The following is a 26,056-nucleotide window of genomic DNA, read 5'->3' as shown; positions in this document are numbered from 1 at the left end:
TTTAAAATGGGTATGATCATTATTTGCTGTTTCCGTAAAATCAATTAATAAATGATCGTCTACTTATACTTTTACGAGATGTCCATTAATATAATCTCTAATACAATGTGCTAAATGTTTTCGATTGGCTTCGTTTTTTAATAAATAAATACGTGCATCATACCCTTGTGGTGTTTCATTTTCAATTATATGTTCATTTGAAGGATCTACTTGTTGTCCTTCTAAGTAATTATGTGCAATTTTATTTAATAAGTGTTCTTGTGTCATGGGAGTTTCATTTCCGTTTATCTCTTTCTTCATTTTGTACACCTCTTAAATGCGACTTATTTAAACATTACCCTGATTAAGCGGTATGCCAAACTTTTATTTTAAACTTTAGTCAATCTAAATTTAATGGATATACAAAATAATCATATAAATATATTTTCAGAATTATAAAAAACCTTCATACCCTTACAATAACTTATACCCGTTATTTGAAGAATATGAAGGTTATTTTGTATTTTAAATAAATTGTTTTGTTAGTTCGTCAAATTGTGATTGGTCAATGTTGATATCTTGCTTAGCTAAAGCTTCTCCGCTCATCACTTCTAATTGTGATTCATAAGAAGGTGTTTCTTTATCTTGATAAACAATACCTGTAAGCAATGATTCATGATTGATAACTGCTTGCGTTGCTTTACCTTTATCTGATGGATCATAATCTTCCAATTCATCAACAGATACAAGATTTTCTTTAAACCAATCATATGTGTTTACTTTATTATAAGTTACACATGGTGAGAAGACGTTCACAAATGAGAAACCATCGTGGTTGATTGCTTCTTCAATTAGCGCAGTCAAACCTTTGATGTCACTTGAGAAACCTTGTCCTACAAATGTTGCACCTGATGATAAAGCTAATTCTAATGGTGCTACGTTTTGTTCAATGTTACCTTTCGGCGTTGTTTTTGTCACAAAGCCAGGTGCTGATGATGGAGATGTTTGTCCTTTAGTTAAACCGTAAATTTGGTTATCCATAACGATGTACGTAATGTTCATATTACGACGTAATGCATGAATCGTATGACCCATACCAATCGCATAACCATCTCCGTCACCGCCAGAACAAATCACTGTTAAATCTTTATTAGCCATTTTAACACCTTGTGCAATCGGTAAAGCACGACCGTGAATCGCATGCATACCATATGAGTTAACATAGCCTGATAAACGGCCTGAACAGCCGATTCCTGTAATTAATGCTACTTCTTCTGGTTCTAAACCTACATTTGCAGCTGCTTTTTGAATCGCAGCTTGGACTGAGAAGTCACCGCAACCTGGACACCAGTTAGGCTTAACGTTATTTCTAAAATCTTTAAATGTTGCCACCTGTAACCACTCCTTCAGTTTCTTTGGCAATTTCTAAACCTTTTTCTTCAATTTCATGTGGTAAGAATGGTGTACCATCATACTTCGTTTGATTGATTAATTTTTGATGGACGTTCACATTCATTTTTAATATATTCGCAAGTTGTCCTTGATAGTTATGTTCAACAACAACGACTTTTTTCGCTTTATCTACCGCTTCTTGCACAATTTGTGTTGGGAACGGATGCAATTGTTTGATTTGTAAGTGATTGACTTTAATACCTTCATCTTCAAGACGTGCTTTACCTTCTTGGATTGCACCTTTTGTTGAAATGAAACCAATATATAAAATATCCGCTTCATCATATGGTTGATCATCAATCACTGGTTCATTGATTAATAAGTTTTCCGTCTTACGCATACGCTTATCCATTTGTTCTTGACGGTTTTGTGCAGACTCGCTAGGTTTACCTTCTGGACTGTGTTCTACACCTGTCACGTGGTGGATACCGCCTTTAACGCCTGGAATTGGTCGTGGTGACACACCGCTTGCTGTTAAGGCATAACGTTTGAAGTATGATTTGTCATCTTCATCTCTTTCGATGTCACTTTGTAGTAATTCACCACGTTTAATTTCAACACGATTGAAATCTAATTGTTCTACAGTTTGTTTACCTAATGCCAATTGTAAGTCACTTAAGATAATCACTGGGCATTGATATTCTTCAGCTAAGTTGAAAGCTTCCACTGTTAAATAGAATGAATCTTCAGCGTCTGTCGGTGCTACGACAATTTTAGGAATATCACCATGTGTACCATAAATCATTTGCATTAAGTCAGATTGTTCTTCTTTTGTCGGTAATCCTGTTGATGGACCGCCACGTTGTGTGTTCACAATCACTAGTGGTGTTTCAGTCATACCTGATAAACCGATAGATTCCATCATTAATGACAAACCAGGTCCAGCTGATGCTGTAAATGCACGGACACCTGCATAGTTCGCACCAATAGCCATTGTCGCAGCAGCAATTTCATCTTCTGTTTGAATAACCGCACCATTGACTTTAGGTAAGTTTTCAATCATATATTCCATGATTTCTGAGGCAGGTGTAATTGGATATGCAGCCATAAATTTAGAACCAGCTGAAATCGCACCTAAACCGATTGCATCGTTACCAATCATATATAAATGCGGTTCAGATTGACTTGCTTCAAGGTGATAATCACCTTTTAAGTCTGTCATTTCTTCTTTCATTGCTTCATAACCTGCATGCAATGCTTGCACGTTCATGTCTACAATATTTTCGCCTTTTTTACCAAATGTATTCGCAATTAAAGATTCGAAAGATTTGATATCTAAATCCATAATGGCACATGTTGCGCCGATTGCGACCATGTTTTTCATTAATTTCGTACCAAGCTCTTTTGCGATATCTGTAAAAGGCAGTACGATGAGTTGGGCTTTACAATTTTCAGGACGAGACGGTTTTGCTTTAGCATCTGCAATAATCACACTGTCATCACGCATTTCATGATGATTTAATTCAATCGTTTCTTGATCGAATGCGACTAATATATCTAAATCATCGCTGATTGCATGTACAGGTGTTGTGGATACTCTAATTTTATTGTTGGTATGTCCGCCTTTAATACGGCTTGAGAAATGTCTGTATCCGTAGAGATAATACCCTTCACGGTTCATTGCTGTGGCAAAGATTTCTCCAGTCGATTCAATTCCTTCACCTTGTTGTCCGCCTACTTTCCAAGATACTTGTGATTTCATACCTAGCTTTGCCTCCTGTAATATAATTCATCTATCATCATAACAAAATAAACCACTGTATTACTATGATAACAGTGGTTTTAAGTGAAATTCATACTAACGGACGATACCTTATTAGACCATGTCGAATGGGTTATCTTCGTTAATCAAAATTCGTTCAATCTTTTTCGTTTTACCATTTTTATCTAAATCAATCACAACACCCGATAAAACTTCTCTGCCTTCATCAGGTACAACGTGACGTTGCGGTAAACTTGAGATAAAACGATAAATGACTTCATCACGATTAATACCTAAAATACCATCATAGAAGCCTGTCATACCGACATCCGTAATGTAACCTGTACCTTGAGGTAAAATACGGTTATCTGAGGTTTGAATATGTGTATGCGTGCCGACTACTGCACTTGCGCGGCCATCTAAATACCAACCCATCGCATTTTTCTCTGATGTTGTTTCCGCATGGAAATCAACAAAAATGTAAGGTGTTTCTTTTTGCGCTTCTTTAATCAAAGCATCTGCTTTTTTAAACGGATCATCAATATCTTGCATAAAAGCACGACCTTGCAAATTAATAACTGCTAACTTCGTGTCATTAATCTGCATATAACGCATACCTACACCTGGCGCTTCATCAGGGAAGTTCGCAGGTCTGACCATACGTTTCGCATCATCAATAAATTCATAAATCTGACGTTGGCCATACGTATGGTTGCCCATTGTCATAAAGTCTACGCCTTCACGTAATAATTGTTTATAAATTTTTTCAGTCAGTCCTTTGCCGTGTGCCGCATTTTCAGCGTTCACAATCGTTGCAGTCGGACGGTAATGTTGTTTCAATTTAGGAAGATACGTCGTGATTGCCTGACGTCCTACCTTACCTACGATATCGCCGATAAATAATATTCTCAACGTTCCTTCATCCTCTCATATTAGTTAGTTTAATGGAAAAAGCATCAATTGAAAAGTAGCAATCACGTTCTAAAATCAAAGATTCTTTTAAGTTTTGACAACTTCATCTTTAATTTTATGTAGAGCGGGTAAAAGTAATTAAGTCATTCATACATCACATTGTTGTATTTGTAAAAAATCTGTCAATTTTCGATTATAAGTTTTACTTTTTCAGAGTGTGTTTGTATGTTATGATTTGTCTATCAAATTTATAGGAGATGTCGTTATTCAATGTCAATTAATATTGATCCCGAAAAGTTCGCAGAACTAGTACTTCAATCAAACCCGTCAAAAAGCGAGGATGCTGAAGATATCGCAAAAGATGCATTAGAACTTTATGTCAATGCTTATCGTTTAGCTGAAAGATACGCACAATTATCTTCAAACGCATTAGATACATGCGAAGTACTTAAAGAAGTAAAACAAACAGATTTACTTTTATCTAAATAAAAACAACGATTATACAAATAAAAAACGATGCGGTGCATAGCACTGACACTTGAAACACGAGAAGTTAAGCAAACATGCTTAACTTCTTTTTTTTATCTCTTTACTAAGCTCTTATTGTTTCTTCAAATGTTCTATCAACAAACTTAAGTTATCATCAATATATTTATTCTTATGCGTAAACAAGTAAAAATCACGTTGTATATCAACAGGTACGACACTTAAATATTGATGGTCATAAGGTGTTAAGGTAGAAGATGAAATAATAGAGATTCCCATCCCGCTGCGCACCATATTTTTAATCAGTGTGGTATTATTCATTTCAACTAAAAAAATGTCATCTAAACCGAGTTCTTCAATCCCTTTCTCTTGGTATGCACGCGTCCCTGACCCTCGTTCTCTGATATAGAACGTTGTTGCTTGTTTAAACACTTGGCCCTTTCTTCGAATTAATACTAACTCGTCATGTTCAATTTTTATTTTATTTAACGCATTATCTTGGATTTCTTTTTCTACAATACCTACATCGATACTATTGTGTTTTAAGTGTTCTATAATATGTTCTGAGTTATCTAACCTCGCATGAATGTGCAGCTTAGGATATTTTAATGCCAAATCAGCTAGATGTTCTGATAACCGATATTCTCCGTAAGTGTAACTGCTGCCAATGACTAATTCTCCTGATATTGTATGTGGCGCTTGTTTTAAGTCCTTTCTTAAACGATCTTCAAGACGTTGTTTTTGTATCGCATAACGAAATAAAGTTTCACCATCTGTCGTTAAGCGCATGTTTGAATGTTTAAATTCAAATACTTTCACATCATATTCACTTTCTAAACGTTTAATATCTCGGCTGATTGAAGGTTGCGAGGTATATAAATTTTGCGCTGCTTTAGTATAACTTCTTGTTTTTACTACTTCAATTAACACTTTAAAAGGATCCATAGTGCGTCCTCCGACTCTTTGACTTTTTTATAATTATAACAAATTTGTTATGAGCGCCATACCAAATATTTATTTAACGTTATAGTTAACCAATAGTACTCTTAACTTCAAGGAGGCATGACTATGACAACATTTAGACAAAAACCATTTATACTAGGGATACTTTTTACTCTGGTTATCGCACTCATCAGTATGTTGTTAGCGAAGTTGCCGATTCTCGCAAATGTAGGCGCATTAACGATTGCGATTCTATTTGCGATTATTTATCGACACATTAAAGGATATCCAGAGACACTAAGACCAGGCATTGAATTTTCAGCTAAAAAGCTTTTAAAATTTGCGATTGTCTTGTATGGACTTAAATTAAATATTAACGAAATTATTACTCAAGGACGTACGTTATTACTTGTGGATATCGGTGTAGTAATTTTCAGCATTGGTTTTATTTTCTTATTAAACAAATGGCTTAAAGGTGACCGTGATATCGGGCTGCTATTAGGTATTGGAACAGGGATTTGCGGTGCAGCTGCTATTGCTGCTACTTCTTCAATTTTAAAAGCTAAAGAGAAAGACACAGCTTTAAGTGTTGGGATTATCGCATTAATCGGTACACTCTTCTCATTAGCGTACACTGTCATTACATCCATTTTTAATATTGCGCCACAATTGTATGGTGCTTGGTCAGGCAGTAGTTTACATGAAATTGCGCATGTTGTATTAGCTGCTGGATTTGCGGGAGAAGCTTCACTTAAAATAGGGTTGCTCGCAAAACTCGGACGTGTATTCCTATTGATTCCAGTGAGTTTAATTTTACTCGCAATAATGAAATACAAATCACAACATAGTGGTCAAAAAGCTAAGATAGAAATTCCTTATTTCTTGTTCGGCTTCATTATTGCAGCGCTGATTAATACGTATCTACCATTACCAACACCTTTAATGTCAGTATTAAATTTCTTAGCAACATTACTCATCATTATGGCAATGGTCGGTTTAGGCTTGAATGTCGCATTAAAAGACATTAAAGATCGTGCCGGCAAACCATTAATTGCGATTGTTATCGCATCTATTATATTATCAGCGTTAACATTTACAACACTCAGCATGTTGCATATATAACTTTAATATGAAATAAAGCATTATATCCCTTCAGCTTGTTCATCAGTTGAAGGGATATTTCTATGGATATAAAAGAACCTTGAGCTATCTCTAGCCCAAGGTTCTATTGGTTTCAAAAATTATTTTGCATATTCAATTGCTCTCGTCTCACGAACAACTGTCACTTTGATATGTCCTGGATACTGTAGTTCATCTTCTATTTGTTTTTTAATATCTCTTGCTAGACGATGTGCTTTCAAGTCATCGATATCATCTGGTGATACAATCACGCGGATTTCACGACCTGCTTGAATCGCAAATGCTTTTTCTACGCCTTCATATCCTTCAGATAGTGCTTCTAAGCGTTCTAATCTGCGGATATAATTTTCAAGTGTTTCTTTACGAGCACCTGGGCGTGCTGCTGATAAAGCATCTGCTGCAGCAACTAGGATAGAGATAATAGATGTTGGTTCAACATCCCCATGGTGGGAATGAATCGCATTAATAACTGTTTCGTTTTCATGATATTTCTTCGCAAGTTCTACACCAATTTCGACATGGCTGCCTTCTACTTCATGATCAATCGCTTTACCAACGTCATGTAACAAACCAGCACGTTTTGCCAATGTCACGTCTTCACCAAGTTCAGCTGCAAGCATTCCTGATAAATGCGCAACTTCGATTGAGTGTTTTAAGACATTTTGGCCATAACTTGTTCTGAATTTAAGTCGACCGAGTATTTTAACAAGGTCTGGATGCATGTTATGAACGTTAATTTCAAATGTAGCTTGTTCACCAGCATCTCGGATAATATCATCTACTTCTTTACGTGCTTTTTCTACCATGTCTTCGATACGACCCGGATGAATCCGACCGTCTGAAACAAGGTTGACTAAAGCTGTGCGTGCAATTTCTCGTCGAATAGGATCGAAGCCTGATAATATAACCGCTTCTGGTGTATCATCTATAATTAAATCGATACCCGTCAATGTTTCTAAAGTACGAATGTTTCGGCCTTCACGACCAATAATACGTCCTTTCATTTCATCGTTCGGTAAGTTGACTACCGATACTGTTGACTCTGAAGTATGTTCAGCAGCTAAGCGTTGAACCGTTGTTGCCAACAATTCTTTTGCGGTTTTATCAACTTTTTCTTTCGCTTCATTTTCCTTTTCTTTAACAAGTACTGCAATATCTTGTGACAGTTCTTCTTCAACACGTTGAAACTGTTCTTTAATAGCTTCATCACGTGTGAGACCGGAGATGCGTTCTAATTCTTGTTCGTGCTTCATTATTATGGATTGAACACTACTCTCTTTTGCATCTACTTGTTGTTGTTTTTCTTCAATTTTCGATTCTTTTTGCTCTAAAATCTCATCTTTTTTGTCTAATAGATCAGACTTACGCTCTAAGTTATCTTCTTTTTGAAGAAGGCGGGTCTCTTGTTTTTGAAGATTTCCACGTATTTCTCGAAGTTCATTTTCTGTTTGTTCTTTCAAACGTTGATTTTCTTCTTTCGCCTCAAGTAATCTCTCTTTCTTGAGATTCTCTGCTTCTTTGTTCGCCTGATTGATAATATCATCTGCAGTTTGTTTTGCTTGCACTTGTTTGTCGTGCAAAACTTTTTGGGCAACTATATACCCTACAACAACTCCTAGAATACAACCCAGCAAAATGAGTAGGAGGGTTAATAAATTCACACAAACACCTCCTTTTTCTAGGATTTTGTTTATTTGTATATCAATTTCAATATGATTATATGAAGTTATATAAGAATCATACATACCAATTGTACTTTTTTAACATGAGAAGTGTCAAGGTTAATAGTTTACATAACCTTCACTATTACACCGCAAAAAAGAAAAACCTGGAAGCAGCTTCCAGGTTTACAAATTAGATACTATTCTTCTTCGAATAAAGATGCATTTTCACCATTTTTTTCTGCTTCTTTTTCTTCTTTCTCTTCAACATCACCATCAAAAATACCAAGTTTTTGACGTAATTTTTGATCGATGTCTGCTTTAACATCAGGATGCTCTTTCAAGTAATTCTTAACGTTTTCTTTACCTTGACCCATACGGTCGCCATTGTAAGAATACCAAGCACCTGATTTATCTACGATATCATGTTCAACACCTAAGTCGATTAACTCGCCTTCTTTTGAAATACCTTGTCCGTACATAATATCAACTTCTGCCACTCTGAATGGTGGCGCAACTTTGTTTTTAACCACTTTAATTTTTGTACGGTTACCTACAATTTCTTGGCCTTGTTTTAGTTGTTCTGCACGACGTACTTCTAAACGTACTGAGCTGTAGAACTTCAATGCACGTCCACCTGGAGTTGTTTCAGGGTTACCGAACATTACGCCGACTTTTTCACGGATTTGGTTGATGAAAATTGCTGTACAGTTTGATTTAGAAATGGCACCTGAAAGTTTACGTAAAGCTTGTGACATTAAACGAGCTTGTAAACCAACGTGTGTATCTCCCATTTCACCTTCAATTTCAGCTTTAGGTGTTAATGCTGCAACTGAGTCGACAACAATAATATCTACTGCGCCACTACGCACAAATGCTTCAGCAATCTCTAAACCTTGTTCCCCATGGTCTGGTTGTGAAAGGTATAAGTTATTGATATCTACACCTAATGCTTCAGCATATACAGGATCTAATGCGTGCTCAGCATCGATAAATGCTGCAATGCCGCCTTGTTTTTGTACTTCAGCAATCGCATGCAATGCAACTGTTGTTTTACCAGAACTTTCTGGTCCGTAAATTTCTACAATTCTTCCTTTAGGGTATCCGCCTACTCCTAAAGCATTATCTAATGTAACAGAACCGCTTGATACACTTGAAACACGGCGTGCTTTGTTATCGCCTAACTTCATAACCGCACCCTTACCAAACGATTTCTCCATATTCTTAATTACAGTATCTAGCGCTTTTTGACGTTCATTATTCAATGTCTGGCCTCCTATTCGAGATAGCTCTCAAATTTATCTTAATTAATACTATACAGGTTTCTATCCTAAATTACAAGAAATAAACGAATATTTGTTCGTTTATTTCTCATTTTGAGTCCCAACTAACCGAACACCCGTACTTATAAATGTGTTTTTTCAGCTATTTACTACTTAGAAAACATATTTATCAAACGGATATAGACATAGTTTGGCGTTCTATGTTTAATTAAATTCCTTTTTTGCGTCATAGTAAACGCTTCTATTTTAAAGTCATCTTCTGTGAGTACCCCTAAATATACTTCATCTTCTTCATGCAATAAAGCTACACCGATATCAGTTTGATAAAGTTTACGTACTTGTTCTGCACCCGATTTCAAACGTGTTTTAATATCTAAGTCCTCTTCTACAAAGATAACATCATCAACCAGCATACCTCTTAACTTATCAACTTTGTCATCTTCTTTTAGTTTAGAATAAACTTCTCCTGATGTGACTCCATCATAAATCGCAAAAGTACCTGGTACTTTTTCAAGCGTTGCTTGTTCTATCGTTGTTTCATCAGAACCAAAATAGTAATCCCCAATGCGATTTAAAATTTCAGTTCTAACCGGTTTAATCAACGTTTTACATGTTGCTTCATCTGGCCCACTTGCTGTGACACGAATTTTAACTTCATGTGATCCAGCTAATGGCGCAATTGTCGGATTTGATTGATTGTCGATTAAATCTAATAACTCTGTTTCAACACGTGATTCTCCGATGCCCGCAAATTTCAGTTGTTCTGAAAAGATTGTGCCATTTTCTTGCATTAATAATGGAAGTAATTCTTCTTCAGCCATCGGGTTCATTTCTTTTGGCGGTCCAGGCATTAACGCAATACGTTTACCATCTTGTTCTACTAACATCCCAGGTGCCATACCGACTTTATTAGGCAGTACTGTGGCACCTTCAATCACTAATGCTTGTTGTTTGTTATTTTCGCTCATTTCTTGTTTTTGTTCTTTAAAATAATTTTCAATATATTCTAATGCTGTTTCATCTGTAACTAGTTCACGTCCTAATACTTTGGCTACTGTGTGTTTCGTCAAATCATCTTTTGTCGGACCAAGTCCCCCAGTCATCACAATGGTATCGTTGACTTCTAAAGATTGACGCAATAAACGTTCTAATCTCGCTTCATTATCCCCGATTACCGCTTGTTCCACGACGTTCAAACCTACGCCATTAAATAATTGAGAAAGGAACTTCGCGTTTGTATTGAGTATTTGTCCTAATAGGAGTTCTGATCCTACTGCTACAATAGAAATTTTCATAAAATTTCCTCCATTACCTTTGAGAATCTTAGTTTATACTATACAAATATAAGAGTGGCATAAACATAGTGATTTGTGAACTCATATGCATTCAGTTCACCGCTATGTATATGCCACTCTTAGAATGATGTAAATTATGATTGTTTCTTAAATACGTCTCTACCTTTGTAGAAATATTCAATACCTGAAAGAACAGTAAAGAATACACCGATATATAACAATACTTGTCCGATTGGGAAACCAATCCATGCGACAAGTGGTTCACCAAGTAAAATCCAAACTAATGCGACCATCGTAACCGCTGTTTTAATTTTACCTAATTGACCTGCTGCACTGACAAATCCTTGTTCAATTTGAAGTAAACGTAAGCCTGTTACCGCAAATTCACGTGCAATGATAATAATCGCTACAACTGAGTTTGTTAAATCCAGTTGTACTAAAACGATTAAAGCACTCGCAACTAATAATTTGTCTGCAAGTGGATCTAAGAATTTCCCCATGTTTGTTACTAAATTCCATTTACGTGCTAAGTAGCCATCCGCAAAGTCGCTAAGTGAAGCGATGATAAAAATCAAACCGCTGATAAAGAACTCAATACGAATCGAATGACTTCCGATAAATGTCATATTGCCGAAGCCGAAATCGACTAACGCAAAAAGAATAAATACCGGTATTAAAATTACCCTGAAGATGGTTATCTGATTGGGTAGATTCATAAACATTTCCTCTTTTCTTGCTATTTTATAATAAGAATACTGCCGCCACCCATAATACCAAAGTTACCACAATAAAAATGCTGAGCCAAACAACCAATTGCTTAGAATCTTTGCTTTGTGTTTTATAATCTGGCGGATTGGCTCCACTGAATTGTTCAATGTTTTCATCATAGTGACTGTCTGCAGAATTCGGCAGTTCCTCTTGATGATGAGCAATCAGGATAGAAGCATCAGTATTCACTGCTTTGGCATATTTCTCAATAATACCTTCCGCATAATTCGGATTAGAAAGCGCATTAAAATCATTCGCTTCAATAAGTGTCAAAGTATCTCTTTTTACTTTAGTCTTTGACTCTAATTCATTTAACGTCATGCCTAAGCGTTCTCTTTTTCCTTTTAATGTCTGTCCAATTGTATTGCTCATGTTTTGACACTCCTTGAAACATTATTCAAAAAATCCGAATCCTCCGCCAAAGTCATCAAAGGAATTACCGAAATCTAAGTTATTCTTACTTTTAACTGTTTGTTGTTTCATATGTTCATATTTGATTTCTTGATCTTCAGTTTCTCTTAACTCGATAATGTAATCGAAATCAGCTAACTGATAATCACAAGAATCTACGAATAAATCCGGATGCTCTACCACTTTGATTGCAGGTAAGGTCATCACTTCATCGACTAACTGACGATGCTTCGGATCATTTTCTCTAGCAGTCACTGCGCCATCAATAATATAAACATGTTCTGGGCCGTATTCTCCTTTTAAGAGAGAATTACGTATCGTTTGTTTAATCAGTGTAGAACTGATAAACAGCCAGCGCTTATGCGCACAGACACTGCCTGCGACAATTGATTCTGTTTTGCCGACACGTGGCATGCCACGAATACCAATAAGCTTATGACCTTCTTCTTTGAAGATTTCTGCTAAAAAGTCTACAAGTAGACCTAAGTCTTCACGTTCAAATCTGAACGTTTTCTTATCATCTGCATCTTGCTTGATATAGCGCCCGTGTCGGACTGCTAAACGATCACGCAATTGCGGCTTTCGCATTTTTGTAATCGAAATTTCATCAATTTGACTTACAATATCTTCAAAACGTCGCATTTTGTCTAAACTGTCTGCACGAATTAATAAACCACGTCGATTTTGATCGACACCATTAATCGTCACAATACTGATCCCCATCATCCCTAATAGACTTGCGACATCTCCTAAAAGTCCAGCTCGGTTAAAGGTAATTTCATATTCCAAATACCATTCAATTTTTCTTTCTGGTGCTATCATGTTTTAACACGCCCCTTAGTTCAACAACATATAGAATTCATCAGAATGAAGTGATACATACTCATTTTCAATAAAACTGAAAGATATCTACATTATACATTATCTCTAAGTATATGAATATGGAATTCATGCTTAAATATACCAACCGCCATTGACTTTCTGTATTGTACCTGTGACACTTTGCGCACGTTCATTATAAAGGTAGGCGCATGTATACGCGACTTCTTCAGGTGAAACCATACGTTGTTGTGGCAGTTCATCAATAATAGCTGCTAATTCAGAAGGTTCAAACTCATCCGCCATATTTCCGCTGACCATGCCAGGTGTGACTGCATTAACTGTAATATTAGTCATTGCAAGTTCTTGGCTTAAAGCTTTCACAAAACCAATTTGTGCCGCTTTCATCGCAGAATAAACAGTTTCCATACTTGCACCTGTTTCACCCCATATAGATGAGATAACTATAATGCGACCATGACTACTTGCTCTCAGCTGTTCTAAGAAATAACGTGTAACAAGCATCATATTCTTAACATTCAACTGATAACATGCTTCAATCTCTTGCGCTGTCATATCTTGGAACATGCCATACAAACTGCGCCCCGCCGCATAAACTAACACATCTAAATTATGAATAAATGAAAAAACAGAATCAATATCTATATCGTTCGTTAAATCTGCTTGTACAAATGATACATTCCGACTATCATATTTTGCTTTCAACTCATCTGGTGACGAATGATTGTAATGCACAATGACCTCGTATCCGTCTGATAGTAATTGTTCTACAATAGCGGAACCGATAGAGCCAGAACCGCCAATGACTAGTGCTTTCATTTACTTCTTAATCTCCAGTCTGCTGTCAGCGATTTGATCAAAGTTTAAACTTTTCTCTGCCGCTTCATTAATACTCTTTAACGTAATATTATCTACAATATCTAACATATTGAATAAGCTGACACCTTCGAAATAAAGCTTCGTATATTGGTTCGCAATATATTCTGGTGAATTTAGACTTGAAACAAACTCTCCGATAAATTGTTTCTTCAATAATTCAAACGCTTCTTCATCTTCTAGTTTACCAACTTTAGCTTTCAACTCATCTAACAATAATGACTTCAGCTTATCTGGATTAGGCGTTGAACTTGTAATTAAAGAGAAACTATAAGAAGGTTCTAACACAAATTGATAACCAAAGGTGTCATCAATTAAGCCTTCGTTTAATAAGTTTTGATAGAAATCTGTTTCTTCGCCTAATACCATTTCAAAGAAGAATGTCATTTCGATATCACGTTTCATAAAGACTTCTTTAGACGCTTGTTGCGGAACATTTTTAAAGCCTAGCATCAACCTTGGTATTTGAATATTCATTTCTTCAACCACTTTAGTTTGTTGAACTGCTTCTGGTTCTTCTAAGCTGCCACGTACAATTTCAGGTTGTGCAGTTAATTCTCTTTTTGCTTCATGATCACGAACTAAATCATGAATACGTTCAGGATCGACATTACCTACGACAAACATCACCATATTAGATGGATGGTAGAATGTTTCATAACATAGGTATAAATCATCTTTAGTAATTTCATAAATACTTTCGACACTTCCGGCAATATCTACTTTAACCGGATGCTTTTCATACATTGCACGTAATGTATTGAACATTAACTTATAACCTGGTTGTTCTTGATACATTTTAATTTCTTCAGCGATAATTCCTTTTTCTTTTTCCACTGTTGCTTCAGTAAAGTAAGGTGTCTCTACCATGTTCATCAAACGTAAAATATTCGATTCTACATTTGATGTTGCGCTGAATAAATAACTTGTGCGATCAAAGCTCGTAAAGGCATTAACTTGTGCATTATCTTCCGCAAAGTCAGTAAACAAATCGCCTTCTTCTTTTTCGAATAATTTATGTTCTAAGAAATGTGCCACACCGTCCGGTACCGTCACAAATTCATCGCTATCTAAAGGTTTGAATTTGCTGTCTAATGAACCGAACTGTGTCGTATATGTAACAAATGTTTTTTGGAACCCTGGCTTCGGAATAATAAAAAGTTTTAAACCGTTATCCATTTGTGCTTCATATACAGTTTCATCGATTAATTCATAATAACGTTTATTCATTTATGCTTCGTCCTCCTTCGTCAACACATAGATTGTATCTAGGATGGCACTTTGTGTTAGGCGAATCACATCTTCTTTCGTCACATCTTGAATTTTTTGTCCGTAATTACCGTTTGATAAATCTTTCGGTAATAGGATCTGATTATGTGCAATTTCCACCATACTTTTCGGACGGTCTTGAGATTCATTACGTTGTGAAATTAAAATCTTCTTCGCGAGTTCTAATTTTTCTTCACTGAATTCGCCACGTTGGAATTTCTCGAATTCCGCTAAAATTGTATCTTTCGCAACTTCATATTTTTCAGCAGATACGCCGCTCAAGACAAACATGTAGCCATTTTTACCATCAATTTGTGAATGTACAGAATATGCTAAGCTTTGTTTTTCACGTACTTCATTGAACAAGACAGACGATGGATCGCCGCCAAACATTGTATTGAAGACCACAAAAGTATAATAATCTGGTTGTCCATAGTATGTGTTGAAGCGGTAACCGATATTCAACTTTGCTTGGTCAATTTCATCATGTTCTACTATAGTTTGAGGCAACTCATCTTTAGAACGTTGTGCTTGAATCACTGAAGACACTTGTTGTAGTGGTTTGATGTCAAACAATTGTTTGATTTTGCTTGTCACTTCTTCTGTATCGACATTACCTACGACATAAACAGCACAATCATCGTTTTCTAACATGGATTGGTATGTATGGTATAACAATTCTGGTGTGATTTGAGGTATATGTTCGATTAAGCCTGATGCTAGATAACTATAAGGTTGATCGCCAAACATGTTTTTCATTAATTTTAAGAAAGCGAGTTGTGCTTTATTATCATTGATTGCTTCTAGTTTCTTTTTCAATAATGTCTTTTCTTGTGTCACAAACGTTTCATTGAAACGCTCATTTTCAACTAACGGATGATAAAGTATTTGTTGAAGTAATGCTAAACCTTCATCAAATAATGGATCTTTATGTTTTAAGTAGCGTTCATTCACAATTTCTAATGTAATTGTGATGACATGCTTATCTTTGAATTTCGTCACAAAACTGTTGACGTATGCTCCATATAACTCTGAAAGTTTTCTGTTAAACGCCTTATCTGTCGGCCATTGTTTTGTGGCTCTGACAAGCAATTTACTTAACAATGCACGTGCAGTCATTGTTTCCTCATCAAGCGGTGCCATAAATTTGAATGTGATAATTGTTGTTTTGAATTTATCCGTCGGCATCACTTTAATGCGCGGTTCTGTATGATTGTGTTGTTGACTCACACTGTCACACCCTTTCTTAGTTTTCCTCAATTTTACGTATTGTTTTAAATTTAACCACTTCACTCTTGAAGTAATTATAAGAGTAAAGAATCGGTCTGTTTTGATGGTCATAATGAATTTGTCTTAACAACATCAACGCTTCATTTGGCGCTGATTCTAAAGCTTCTGAAACTTTAGGTTCATAGCTGACCGATTCAATCTCTGTTTCTGAATATGCGATATTGATATCTGCATAAGCTTTGATCGCAGTCAAAATAGATTCATCATGTTCTTGGAAAGCAGCACAAGTCAGGTAATTTGTCGCTACTTTATCTAAACAATAGACAACTGGACTGCCGTCAGCGGTTCTGATTCTTTCAATCAACGTGACAAATTCGCCTTCTTTTAAATTAAGTGCTTTGCGATCGTACATCGTTGCTGGTTGTTGGTCTAAATTCATAAAGATAGTACCAGCTTTGTAACCTTCGTTCTCAATCATTTTACTGATGCTTAACAACTTATCAAGCGGATAGAAGAAAGGCTGAGGTGTTTTAACACTCGCTGTTGCTTCAAAGTTTTGGGTTAAAACTTGTTCCGTAATAAGTTCATCCACTGCATCATATACATCATCTGTTTTTGCGTTAACTTCTCTTGCGATTGATAAAGTACTTGGAACCGGATCACCCGGTTGCAAGTTGCCTTCTTCAATTTCATTTAATATCCATTCTTTAATTCTGTATATCGAATTCGTATTTGTCATCATTACACCTCACCATTATCTAAATCCACTAATACTTGTCGTGGTTTACTGCCACGTTGTGGTCCAATTACTTGGTTGTTTTCTAAATCATCCATTAAACGTGATGCACGGTTGTAACCGATTCTGAATTGACGTTGTAAAAGGGATGTACTCGCTTTTTGCTGTTCAACAATAAATTGATAGGCTTCATCATATAACGGATCTTCACTTTTCTTTTCTCCGCCTTCTGGCGTTGTACCTGGTTCCATCTCTTTAACATAATTCGCTTTTTGCTGTTCAATCACAAAGTTCACTACGTTTTGAACTTCTTGGTCACTAAGGAACGCACCTTGGATACGTGTTTGGATAGAACCGCCATTACCAAAGTACAACATGTCCCCTTTACCTAATAATTTCTCAGCTCCGCCTCGATCGATAATTGTACGAGAGTCAGTTTGAGAGCTTACCGCAAAGGCAATACGTGATGGAATATTGTTCTTGATTAAACCTGTAATAACATCCACAGATGGACGTTGTGTGGCAATAATTAAGTGAATACCTGCTGCACGTGCCATTTGTGTAATACGTTGAATCGCATTTTCAACATCTTTTCCTGCGACCATCATTAAGTCAGCTAATTCATCTACAATCACTACAATGTAAGGTAATAGAGATTGTTTTTCATCTAATTCCTCATTTTGGCGTTTCATATAATCATTGTAGCTCTCGATATTTCTAGTACCTGTATGCTGGAATAAATCATAACGACGTTCCATTTCTGCCACAATTTTCTCTAATGCTTGTGATGCTTTATGAGGATTTGTGACTACTGGAATTAATAAGTGCGGAATACCGTTATATACATTCAATTCTACCATTTTTGGATCAATAAGCATGAGTTTTACTTCATGCGGCTTCGCATTCAGTAAAATGCTCGTAATAATACCATTAATACATACAGATTTACCACTGCCGGTAGAACCTGCCACAAGCAAGTGCGGCATTTTGTTTAATTCCACACTGATTGGTTCACCTGATATATCTCTACCCAAACCAACCTCTAATTTATTCTTAGAAGGGAATTTTTCATCTAATACTTCTTTTAATGAGACTAAAGCGATTTTATCATTTGGCACTTCAATCCCTACTGCTGAACGGCCAGGAATCGGCGCTTCAATACGCACATCTTTTGCGGCTAAAGCTAACGCAATATCATTATGCAAGTTCACGATCTTGCTGACTTTAACTCCTTGTGCCGGTTGTACTTCATATTGTGTAACTGCTGGGCCGATTTTGATTTGGGTCACTTTCGCATTAACATTGAAGTTCTTCAACGTATTTTCAAGTAAGCGCCCTTTCTTTTGAACTTCAGCACGTGAAGTTGTTTTTTGCTTCACTGGTTCATTCAAAATAGACAGTGGTGGTAATTGATAATCTGAATTTTCAACTTCGCCCGCTTCTGAAATACTGCCCATATCTTCAGAGGGTTCAGATGCTTCATTTGTTTGAGTTTGTTCAACCAACTGACGTTTTTCGCGTTTTCTTTTTGGCGCAGGTTCTGTTTGTGGTTTAGGTTCAACCGGTTTTTGTGTCTCTTCTTTTTGATCATCACCGAAAATCGGAATAGCCGCTTCTTGTTTCTCAGCTTCTGACATCGGAACTTCCGTAAAGTCGCTGACATCTTTTACTTCTTCTTGTTGTTGCGCACGCTCTGCTGCTTTTTCTTCTTTACGGCGTTGTTTTTCCTCTGCACGTTCAGCTTGACGTGCTTTTCGTTCTTTTCTATGTACTGCTGCTTGTTCACTGCCTGATTTTAATTTCTCTAAGAAAATTTTAGCCACATCACGATGACGTCGTCTCGATAATAAAATAAAACTAGAGATAAAAAGTATTAATGTTAAGATGACAACACCAATTATTGATACAAGCGGTATAGAGAAATGGACTAAATAATAACCCAGCACACCGCCACCGAAATTCGGAAAATGCGTTTTATCATATTGACGGTATACATAAGAAATAACAGGTTCACGATCACCTGCAGCACCTTTCGTAAAGACTAAATACAACTGTGTTGCAAATAACAATGCAATTTGTAACACAATCGAACCTGTTAATCTTCTGGTTTTCGGCAACTTGCTGTTATAAGCTAAAAAGCCTGATGCTAATATAACGAGAATATAGGTTAAGTATCTACTATAGCCAAACAAGTAATTGAAAAAAGTATCAATCACTCTTCCGATTATTCCTAATTGGAAGGCACCTAGAACAACAAGCACTACCGTAATAATCGCAGCAATATAGCGTAACGGAGCTTCATTTTGTTTTTTCTTTGTGTTTTTTCTTCTTGCTGACGTTTTTCGTTTCGTATTTGTTGTTCTTTTCTTTCTTTGTGCCAAAACATACACCTTCTTTTCCATAAAATATGTCTTAGTGAATATGTATCATGCTTACAGACGAACGTAGCTGTCTGTAAGCACACATGTCTAACTTACTATCCTTCTATTTTAACATTTAACGTATACTCCACATAGTTCAACAAAGCTGAAATATGAGCTATACGATGAAATGCTATGGTACGCACGTTTGCACACCATAGCATTCTTGTATGTTATCTTGCATACCTTTAATTAAACTTCAGAAATAATAGGGATAATCATTGGACGACGTTTTGTATTTTCAAACAACAATTTGCTGATTTTATCGCGCATGTTTTGTTTGATTTCAGACCATTCAATACGACGTTCTTGAAGACCTTGTTCTACAATTTCACGTACTTTTTCTTCCGCTTCTTTCAACAATTCTTCACTTTCTCTGACATACACGAAACCACGTGATTGAATTTCAGGTCCAGCCGCAATTTGTCTGTTTTTCGGATCTAAGGTTACGACCGCAATGAAAATACCATCTTCTGCTAATAAGTGACGGTCACGTAATACGATATTACCAACGTCTCCGACACCAATACCATCAATCAGGACGTTACCTGATTCTACTTTTTCATTTAAAATCATATCTTCGCCGTCAAAGTTTAAGACATCGCCTTTTTCAGCTAAGAAAATCTTTTCAGGTGCTACACCTGCTTCAGCAGCTAACTTCGCATGGGCAATCTGCATTTTGAACTCGCCTTGGACAGGGATAAAGTATTCTGGCTTCATGATGTTAATCATCATTTTGAGTTCTTCCATACAACCATGGCTTGATGCGTGGATTTTCTTATTGTTTGGAATAATATCAGCACCGGCACGTGCTAATTCATTTAACGTATCACCGATGATAACTTCCATGTTAGCTGAAGCTGTCATTGCTAAGAAGACTGAATCGCCTTGCTCGATATTCATAATTTTATGCTTTTGACGCGCCATTTGATTTAATGCTTCTACAGGTTCTCCTTGCATACCTGTCGCAATAATCACAACTTCATTTTTCGGATAGTTTTTAACTTCGTTAATTGGAATTAACAAGTCTTTTGGAATATCAAAGTATCCCATTTTACGTGCAATATTGAATGATGTTTCTAAAGAGCGTCCCAAGAATGACACTTTACGATTCAATTTGCTCGCAATATTTAATACTTGTTGAATTCTGATAAAGTTTGATGCATAACAAGACACAATCAATCTGCCGTTCACTTTTGTAAATGCATCTAACATATGTGATTCAATCACATTTTCAGGTGTGTTATAACCTGGTTTCTCAGCTTCAGTTGAATCACTGATTAACGCAAAGACACCTTCTTCTCCGATTTCAGTCATTTTCTTAAGATCTGGTGCGTAGTTGCCTTGTAAGCTTTGGTCAAATTTAAATTCGCCTGTATACACAATTGCACCGTATGACGTATGAATCGTTATACCTAAACTATCTGGAATGCTATGTGATGTATTAAAGAAAGACACATTAACATTTTTAAAGCGCATGACAGATTCATTGTTGACTGTATAATATCTGATTTTCTTATCAATTTTACGTTCTTTCATATATTCTTTAACTAGCGCTAATGTCAATTTAGAACCATATACAGGTGCATCGACTTTCTCTAAAACATAGCTGACTGCACCGATCGCATGCTCATGTCCATGCGATAAGAAGATTCCTTTTAATTTATCTTTATTTTCAATGACATATTGAATATCAGGAATAACAATGTCAACACCCAGCATTTCGTCTTCTGGGAACATTAGACCTGCATCCAACATAAACATTTCATCGTCAACTTCAACGATATACATATTCTTCGCAATTTCACCCACGCCGCCAAGCGGGATGATGCGGATATCATTATTCTTTTTCTTTACTAAATTCAATTTTTCTCCTCCTATTTATAATCCCCGACCATATAAGTATTCACTCTATATTATAAGTTAAAATCTTTTTAATGTACACTAATGAATCCATAGGCCAGCATGATGTTAAACCACTCATATGTATAAAAGAATGCTTGTGAAGCAACATCAAGTTGTACAAGCATTCTTCTTATTTAATCTTATATTTTATTAGTTTTCTTTGTTCAATAATACACGGTGAGATGCATTTACACGGCCTTTACCATCAATTTCTGTTACTTTGACTTCAATTGAATCGCCAAGTTTTAATACATCTTCAACTTTATTGATACGTTCATTCGCAATTTGTGAGATGTGTAATAACGCATCAGTGCCTGGGAATAATTCCACAAATGCACCATATTTTTCAATACGTTTAACTTTCGCGTTATATGTTTGACCCACTTCTGCTTCACGTGTAATTTCTTCGATAATTTCACGTGCACGATTAATCATTGCTTGGTCTACTGCACCGATAAAGATGGTACCATCTTGTTCGATATCCAGTTTAACACCTGTTTCATCAATGATTTCATTGATTTTCTTACCGCCAGGTCCAATAACATCTCTGATTTTATCAGGTTTGATTGTCATTGTTTCAACTTTAGGTGCATACGCACTTAATTCTGGTCTTGGTTGATCAATTGTTTGAAGCATATGTTCTAAAATTGTTAAACGACCAACACGTGCTTGTTCTAGAGCTTCTTCAATGATTTCTCTTGTTAAACCATCAATTTTAATATCCATTTGGATTGCTGTGATACCGTCTTTTGTACCAGCGACTTTAAAGTCCATGTCGCCTAAAGCATCTTCCATTCCTTGGATATCTGTAAGGATTGTGTAATTATCATCGCGAGTCACAAGCCCCATCGCAATACCAGCTACAGGTGCTTTGATTGGTACCCCTGCATCCATTAAAGCAAGTGTAGAGCCGCAAATAGATGCTTGTGATGATGAACCGTTTGATTCAAGTACTTCGCTGACAATACGTACTGTATATGGGAAATCTTGTGTATCAGGAATAATATATTTTAAAGCACGTTCTCCTAATGCACCATGTCCGATTTCACGACGGCCTGGTGCACGTACTGGACCTGTTTCCCCTACTGAGAAGTTAGGGAAGTTATAGTGATGCATAAAGCGTTTTTCAACTTCTGGACCTAAACCGTCAATTAATTGATATTCGCCTAATGCGCCTAATGTCAATACAGATAACGCTTGTGTTTGACCACGTGTGAATAGACCTGAACCGTGCGCACGTGGTAATAAGCCCACTTCAGATTCTAATGGGCGAATTTCATCTGGTTTACGACCATCTGGACGTACTTTTTCATCCGCGATTTGACGACGAACTTCTTCTTTAACTAAATCATTTAAGATTGCATTCACTTCAGCAAGTACCGCTTCATTTTCCGGATCTTCTTCATCTTCGAAAATCTCAACGATTTCGTCACGAACAGCGTCGATATTTTCTTCACGTTCTTTTTTATCGAAAGTTTGAATCGCTTCTTTCAAACCTTTTTCTTGTGTTAATGCAATGACTTTTTCTTCAACTTCTGCATCACGTTCAACCGGTACAAACTCTGATTTCTCAGGTTTAAGATAATCAATAATTTCTTCTTGGAACGCAACTAAACGTTTAATTTCTTCATGGCCGAAGAAAATCGCATCTAACATTTCTTTTTCAGTAATCTCGCTTGCACCTGCTTCAACCATGTTGACTGCGTCTTTATGGCCGGCAACTTCTAAATCTAAACGAGATTGTTCTTTTTGTTCTACAGTCGGGTTGATCACATATTGGCCGTCAACATAACCGACATTTACTCCTGCAATCGGACCTTGGAATGGGATATCTGAAACACTTAATGCCATTGATGAACCGATCATTGCTGCCATTTCTGGTGAACAATCTGGGTCAGCACTTAACACGATATTCATGATTTGAACATCGTGACGATAACCTTTAGGGAATAATGGACGAATCGGTCTATCGATTAAACGCGCAGTTAAAGTTGCTTCGTCAGCCGGACGTCCCTCACGTTTTTTAAAGCCGCCAGGAATTTTACCTGCTGCATACATTTTTTCTTCATAGTTAACTGTTAATGGGAAGAAATCTCCATCACGCGGTTCTTTTGATGCTGTCGCAGTAGATAATACAACTGTATCCCCATAACGTACGAGTACCGCACCGTTTGCTTGTTTTGCCATCTGCCCAGTTTCAATTGTCAACGGACGGTTTGCCCATTCGGTCTTAAACACTTTCTTGTCTTGAGACATTAGGAATCTCCTTTCTCTTACTACCTCTTTTACATGTAATAATTCTATCATATCATTTACATGATTATTTTTATACGCACATTCGTATCTAAGCTATAAAAAAAGGAAAGCAACCAACGATGGTCCTTTCCTCTAACTGGTATCAGCGTTTTACTTAAGAAAAGATTAACGACGGATACCTAATGATTTGATTAATTCACGGTAACGTTGAATATCTTTTTTACGTAAGTAGTTTAATAAATGTCTACGACGACCTACCATTTTTAATAAGCCACGACGTGAATGGTGGTCTTTTTTGTGTGTACGTAAGTGTTCGTTTAAAGCATTGATTTCTGCAGTTAATACTGCGATTTGTACTTCTGGTGAACCTGTGTCTGTTTCGTGTACACGGTATTGTTTGATTAATTCGTCTTTACGTTCTTGTGAAATTGCCATTGTCAATTTCCTCCTTTAATAGTTTAGTCTCCCCAGTCTGAGTCAGGCGTCGGAGTATCGACCTGCCAAGAGTGAGGACTGTTTTTAATTATACTTTGATTACCACATGTGTAATCATTCCGACCTAAATATTATAAGATACTTCATCACCGAAATCAACCGATAATAAATATTTCGCTTGTTCTTTATCTTTATTCATTTGTTCTACAAGCGGATCAATACCGTCAAATTTGATTTCTGGTCTTAAGTAGTGATGCCAAAAGACAATCACACGCTCACCATAAATATCTTCATCAAAATCAAAGATATTTACTTCAATCACAACATGTGATTTTTTTGGATCATGGAACGTCGGTTTTACCCCCACATTACATACGCCTCTATAAATACGCTGTTCTGTTCCGATAGCTAAACTAACTGCGTACACACCTTTTTTAGGTAAGACGTAATCATCGCTTGGTTCAATATTTGCAGTTGGGAATCCGATGGTTCTGCCGCGTTTTTCACCTTGAACGACAGTTCCTTTGATACGGTAACGATAGCCTAGTTCGTCATTCGCTTTTTGCAAGTCGCCTTCTTTTAATGCTTTTCTAATTTCAGTTGTTGATATTTTCTCAGAGAACATTTCTTGTTTGCTCACAATCGTTGTATTAAAGTGTGTTTTTAATTCTTGGAGTACAGACATATTGCCTTTGCCATGTTTGCCGAATGTAAAATCAAAGCCTGCAACGACTTCTTTCACATGGTTTGCGATTAAATACTCATTCACAAACTCATCAATCGAAACATCCGCAAATTTTGATGTGAAATTAACAATAATTACATAATCGATATTGTATGACTCTAAAATCTCGATTTTGTCACTTAACGGTGTTAAATAATCCGTTCTTTTTTGTTTAGGATTCAATACAACCGATGGGTGAGGATCAAACGTCATGATAGCTTTTTTCAAATTACGTTTTTTCGCAATTTCATTTAAAGTATGAAAGACTTGCGCATGTCCTTTATGCAAGCCGTCAAAAAATCCTAATGCCATCGCAACGTCTTCTTGTATATATTGCTCGGGTTGAATCGGATGTGTAACTTCAATAACTTTCATTTTGCGATGCTCCTTTAGTTAAATACCTTTTTAGGTTTGATTTCATTCGGTTTCTCTGCGTGCGGAATATAAAGTGCTAAAGCTTTTCCTGTTTCTTTATCTTCCATCACTGTTACAGCTTCAATTGCTTCAGAAAATTCTTTTTTATAAAATTTCTGTCCATTTAAAATACGCTTTTTGATGTTCGGGTCGTCAATTTGAATATGAGGCAACCCTTTCAAACCATATTCTATCGGAAATAGCTTTTCCTGTAATGCTTCTTGCTTATATAATTCATCAATTTGATCCAAAGTTAAACTTTCATCTATAGAAAATCCGCCGCTTTCTACACGTGTTAATTGAGACATATGCGCCGGATAACCTAATGCTTTGCCTATATCAGTGGCTAACGTTCTGATATAAGTGCCTTTTCCACAACGAATAAATATATCAAATGAACATGTTTCGTCTTTATAACGAATCTCTGAATTACGTTCAATTTCATAAATACGCACTTTTCGTTTAGGACGCTCAACTGTTTCATTGTTACGTGCGTATTCATAAAGCTTACGACCATTGACTTTAACGGAAGAATACATCGGTGGAATTTGTTCAATCTCACCCACAAACGATAAAATCGCTTCGTCAATTTTATCAGCAGTCAAATCCTTGCTGACCGTTTTTGTCTCTAATACATCTCCAGTCTGGTCTTCTGTAGTTGTACTCACACCAATCGTTACTGTTGCTTGATATGCTTTACCCATTTCCATAATATAATCACTGACTTTAGTCGCGCCACCGACACAAATCGGCAAGACACCATTGACTTCTGGATCTAATGTGCCTGTATGGCCCACTTTTTTAGTATGTAAAATTTTTCGTAATTTGAACACAACATCATGGCTTGTTAAACCACGTTCTTTAAATACAGGTAAAATACCCTCCATCAACTACACCTCTTCTCTCTATCATACCTCTAC

The 26,056-nt window shown here is 36.4% G+C and carries 23 protein-coding genes; 2 read left to right on the top strand and 21 right to left on the bottom strand.

From position 1 onward, the window contains the following. Positions 1-63: 63 nt before the first annotated feature. From BU038_RS07785 to BU038_RS07770, 4 genes are all read right to left on the bottom strand, one after another. A complete protein-coding gene (locus BU038_RS07785) occupies positions 64-300 on the bottom strand; it encodes a hypothetical protein (protein WP_107605542.1) in 237 nt (78 codons plus the stop codon). 204 nt (positions 301-504) lie between these two features. Further along, entirely contained in the window at positions 505-1,371 is an 867-nt protein-coding gene (locus BU038_RS07780) for a 2-oxoacid:ferredoxin oxidoreductase subunit beta (protein WP_002480738.1), read from the bottom strand. After that, the gene (locus tag BU038_RS07775) at positions 1,358-3,133 is read right to left on the bottom strand and encodes a 2-oxoacid:acceptor oxidoreductase subunit alpha (protein ID WP_107605541.1); all 1,776 of its coding nucleotides are present in this window, start codon (positions 3,131-3,133) and stop codon (positions 1,358-1,360) included. Before BU038_RS07775 ends, BU038_RS07780 begins: the two co-directional genes overlap by 14 nt. A gap of 114 nt (positions 3,134-3,247) precedes the next feature. Further along, positions 3,248-4,045 carry a TIGR00282 family metallophosphoesterase gene (locus tag BU038_RS07770; RefSeq protein WP_107605540.1) on the bottom strand — a complete coding sequence of 266 codons (798 nt, stop codon included), beginning with the start codon at positions 4,043-4,045 and terminating at the stop codon, positions 3,248-3,250. A 270-nt stretch (positions 4,046-4,315) separates the two neighbouring features. On the opposite strand from BU038_RS07770, the gene BU038_RS07765 reads away from it, so the two are divergent. Next, on the top strand, positions 4,316-4,534 hold the full coding sequence (locus BU038_RS07765) for a hypothetical protein (protein WP_107605539.1): 219 nt from the start codon (positions 4,316-4,318) through the stop codon (positions 4,532-4,534). Between the two features lie 111 nt (positions 4,535-4,645). Here BU038_RS07765 and BU038_RS07760 read toward each other — a convergent pair whose 3' ends face one another. Further along, a complete protein-coding gene (locus BU038_RS07760; RefSeq protein WP_107605538.1) occupies positions 4,646-5,476 on the bottom strand; it encodes a LysR family transcriptional regulator in 831 nt (276 codons plus the stop codon). Between the two features lie 123 nt (positions 5,477-5,599). Here BU038_RS07760 and BU038_RS07755 point away from each other — a divergent pair, with 123 nt between their 5' ends. Further along, the gene (locus tag BU038_RS07755) at positions 5,600-6,595 is read left to right on the top strand and encodes a YeiH family protein (protein ID WP_107605537.1); all 996 of its coding nucleotides are present in this window, start codon (positions 5,600-5,602) and stop codon (positions 6,593-6,595) included. Between the two features lie 119 nt (positions 6,596-6,714). Here BU038_RS07755 and rny read toward each other — a convergent pair whose 3' ends face one another. The 16 genes from rny to truB form a co-directional block, all read right to left on the bottom strand. Further along, entirely contained in the window at positions 6,715-8,274 is a 1,560-nt protein-coding gene (gene rny, locus BU038_RS07750) for a ribonuclease Y (RefSeq protein WP_002480732.1), read from the bottom strand. Between the two features lie 200 nt (positions 8,275-8,474). Beyond that, positions 8,475-9,539 (bottom strand): recombinase RecA, encoded by a 1,065-nt coding sequence (gene recA / locus BU038_RS07745; protein ID WP_107605536.1) that lies wholly within the window; start codon positions 9,537-9,539, stop codon positions 8,475-8,477. Between the two features lie 167 nt (positions 9,540-9,706). Next, positions 9,707-10,852, bottom strand: coding sequence for a CinA family nicotinamide mononucleotide deamidase-related protein (locus tag BU038_RS07740; protein ID WP_107605535.1), 1,146 nt, complete (start codon positions 10,850-10,852; stop codon positions 9,707-9,709). Positions 10,853-10,986: 134 nt separating this feature from the next. Then, on the bottom strand, positions 10,987-11,568 hold the full coding sequence (gene pgsA / locus BU038_RS07735; RefSeq protein WP_107605534.1) for a CDP-diacylglycerol--glycerol-3-phosphate 3-phosphatidyltransferase: 582 nt from the start codon (positions 11,566-11,568) through the stop codon (positions 10,987-10,989). 25 nt (positions 11,569-11,593) lie between these two features. After that, complete coding sequence (locus tag BU038_RS07730; RefSeq protein WP_107605533.1) at positions 11,594-11,992, bottom strand: helix-turn-helix domain-containing protein; 399 nt, start codon at positions 11,990-11,992, stop codon at positions 11,594-11,596. A 21-nt stretch (positions 11,993-12,013) separates the two neighbouring features. Beyond that, positions 12,014-12,853, bottom strand: coding sequence for a DUF3388 domain-containing protein (locus tag BU038_RS07725; protein WP_107605532.1), 840 nt, complete (start codon positions 12,851-12,853; stop codon positions 12,014-12,016). A 132-nt stretch (positions 12,854-12,985) separates the two neighbouring features. Beyond that, positions 12,986-13,690: an elongation factor P 5-aminopentanone reductase gene (gene ymfI / locus BU038_RS07720; RefSeq protein WP_107605531.1), complete on the bottom strand. Its 705-nt coding sequence runs from the start codon at positions 13,688-13,690 to the stop codon at positions 12,986-12,988. Further along, positions 13,691-14,977, bottom strand: a complete 1,287-nt coding sequence (yfmH, locus tag BU038_RS07715) for an EF-P 5-aminopentanol modification-associated protein YfmH (RefSeq protein WP_107605530.1) — start codon at positions 14,975-14,977, stop codon at positions 13,691-13,693. After that, on the bottom strand, positions 14,978-16,204 hold the full coding sequence (yfmF, locus tag BU038_RS07710; RefSeq protein WP_199219698.1) for an EF-P 5-aminopentanol modification-associated protein YfmF: 1,227 nt from the start codon (positions 16,202-16,204) through the stop codon (positions 14,978-14,980). A 58-nt stretch (positions 16,205-16,262) separates the two neighbouring features. Continuing rightward, the gene (locus BU038_RS07705) at positions 16,263-16,985 is read right to left on the bottom strand and encodes a GntR family transcriptional regulator (protein ID WP_107605528.1); all 723 of its coding nucleotides are present in this window, start codon (positions 16,983-16,985) and stop codon (positions 16,263-16,265) included. Positions 16,986-16,987: 2 nt separating this feature from the next. Continuing rightward, positions 16,988-19,363 carry a DNA translocase FtsK gene (locus BU038_RS07700; RefSeq protein WP_107605527.1) on the bottom strand — a complete coding sequence of 792 codons (2,376 nt, stop codon included), beginning with the start codon at positions 19,361-19,363 and terminating at the stop codon, positions 16,988-16,990. A gap of 231 nt (positions 19,364-19,594) precedes the next feature. Further along, positions 19,595-21,268 carry a ribonuclease J2 gene (gene rnjB, locus BU038_RS07695; RefSeq protein WP_107605526.1) on the bottom strand — a complete coding sequence of 558 codons (1,674 nt, stop codon included), beginning with the start codon at positions 21,266-21,268 and terminating at the stop codon, positions 19,595-19,597. A 189-nt stretch (positions 21,269-21,457) separates the two neighbouring features. Then, complete coding sequence (gene pnp, locus BU038_RS07685) at positions 21,458-23,563, bottom strand: polyribonucleotide nucleotidyltransferase (protein WP_107605525.1); 2,106 nt, start codon at positions 23,561-23,563, stop codon at positions 21,458-21,460. 165 nt (positions 23,564-23,728) lie between these two features. After that, positions 23,729-23,998: a 30S ribosomal protein S15 gene (gene rpsO / locus BU038_RS07680; RefSeq protein WP_002480719.1), complete on the bottom strand. Its 270-nt coding sequence runs from the start codon at positions 23,996-23,998 to the stop codon at positions 23,729-23,731. A 124-nt stretch (positions 23,999-24,122) separates the two neighbouring features. Next, on the bottom strand, positions 24,123-25,097 hold the full coding sequence (locus BU038_RS07675) for a bifunctional riboflavin kinase/FAD synthetase (protein WP_107605524.1): 975 nt from the start codon (positions 25,095-25,097) through the stop codon (positions 24,123-24,125). A 14-nt stretch (positions 25,098-25,111) separates the two neighbouring features. Next, a complete protein-coding gene (truB, locus tag BU038_RS07670; protein WP_199219697.1) occupies positions 25,112-26,026 on the bottom strand; it encodes a tRNA pseudouridine(55) synthase TruB in 915 nt (304 codons plus the stop codon). Between the last annotated feature and the right edge of the window lie 30 nt (positions 26,027-26,056).

Source organism: Staphylococcus simulans, assembly GCF_003043455.1.
GTDB classification, from domain to species: Bacteria; Bacillota; Bacilli; order Staphylococcales; family Staphylococcaceae; genus Staphylococcus; species Staphylococcus simulans_A.
This window is presented reverse-complemented; position numbering and strand designations above follow the sequence as displayed.

Coding starts and splice junctions, on each gene's coding strand:
- BU038_RS07785 (WP_107605542.1), bottom strand. CDS start 300: ATGAAGAAAGAGATAAACGGAAATGAAACTCCCATGACACAAGAACAC.
- BU038_RS07775 (WP_107605541.1), bottom strand. CDS start 3,133: ATGAAATCACAAGTATCTTGGAAAGTAGGCGGACAACAAGGTGAAGGA.
- BU038_RS07765 (WP_107605539.1), top strand. CDS start 4,316: ATGTCAATTAATATTGATCCCGAAAAGTTCGCAGAACTAGTACTTCAA.
- BU038_RS07760 (WP_107605538.1), bottom strand. CDS start 5,476: ATGGATCCTTTTAAAGTGTTAATTGAAGTAGTAAAAACAAGAAGTTAT.
- BU038_RS07755 (WP_107605537.1), top strand. CDS start 5,600: ATGACAACATTTAGACAAAAACCATTTATACTAGGGATACTTTTTACT.
- BU038_RS07740 (WP_107605535.1), bottom strand. CDS start 10,852: ATGAAAATTTCTATTGTAGCAGTAGGATCAGAACTCCTATTAGGACAA.
- pgsA (WP_107605534.1), bottom strand. CDS start 11,568: ATGAATCTACCCAATCAGATAACCATCTTCAGGGTAATTTTAATACCG.
- BU038_RS07730 (WP_107605533.1), bottom strand. CDS start 11,992: ATGAGCAATACAATTGGACAGACATTAAAAGGAAAAAGAGAACGCTTA.
- BU038_RS07725 (WP_107605532.1), bottom strand. CDS start 12,853: ATGATAGCACCAGAAAGAAAAATTGAATGGTATTTGGAATATGAAATT.
- ymfI (WP_107605531.1), bottom strand. CDS start 13,690: ATGAAAGCACTAGTCATTGGCGGTTCTGGCTCTATCGGTTCCGCTATT.
- yfmH (WP_107605530.1), bottom strand. CDS start 14,977: ATGAATAAACGTTATTATGAATTAATCGATGAAACTGTATATGAAGCA.
- yfmF (WP_199219698.1), bottom strand. CDS start 16,204: ATGCCGACGGATAAATTCAAAACAACAATTATCACATTCAAATTTATG.
- BU038_RS07705 (WP_107605528.1), bottom strand. CDS start 16,985: ATGACAAATACGAATTCGATATACAGAATTAAAGAATGGATATTAAAT.
- pnp (WP_107605525.1), bottom strand. CDS start 23,563: ATGTCTCAAGACAAGAAAGTGTTTAAGACCGAATGGGCAAACCGTCCG.
- rpsO (WP_002480719.1), bottom strand. CDS start 23,998: ATGGCAATTTCACAAGAACGTAAAGACGAATTAATCAAACAATACCGT.
- BU038_RS07675 (WP_107605524.1), bottom strand. CDS start 25,097: ATGAAAGTTATTGAAGTTACACATCCGATTCAACCCGAGCAATATATA.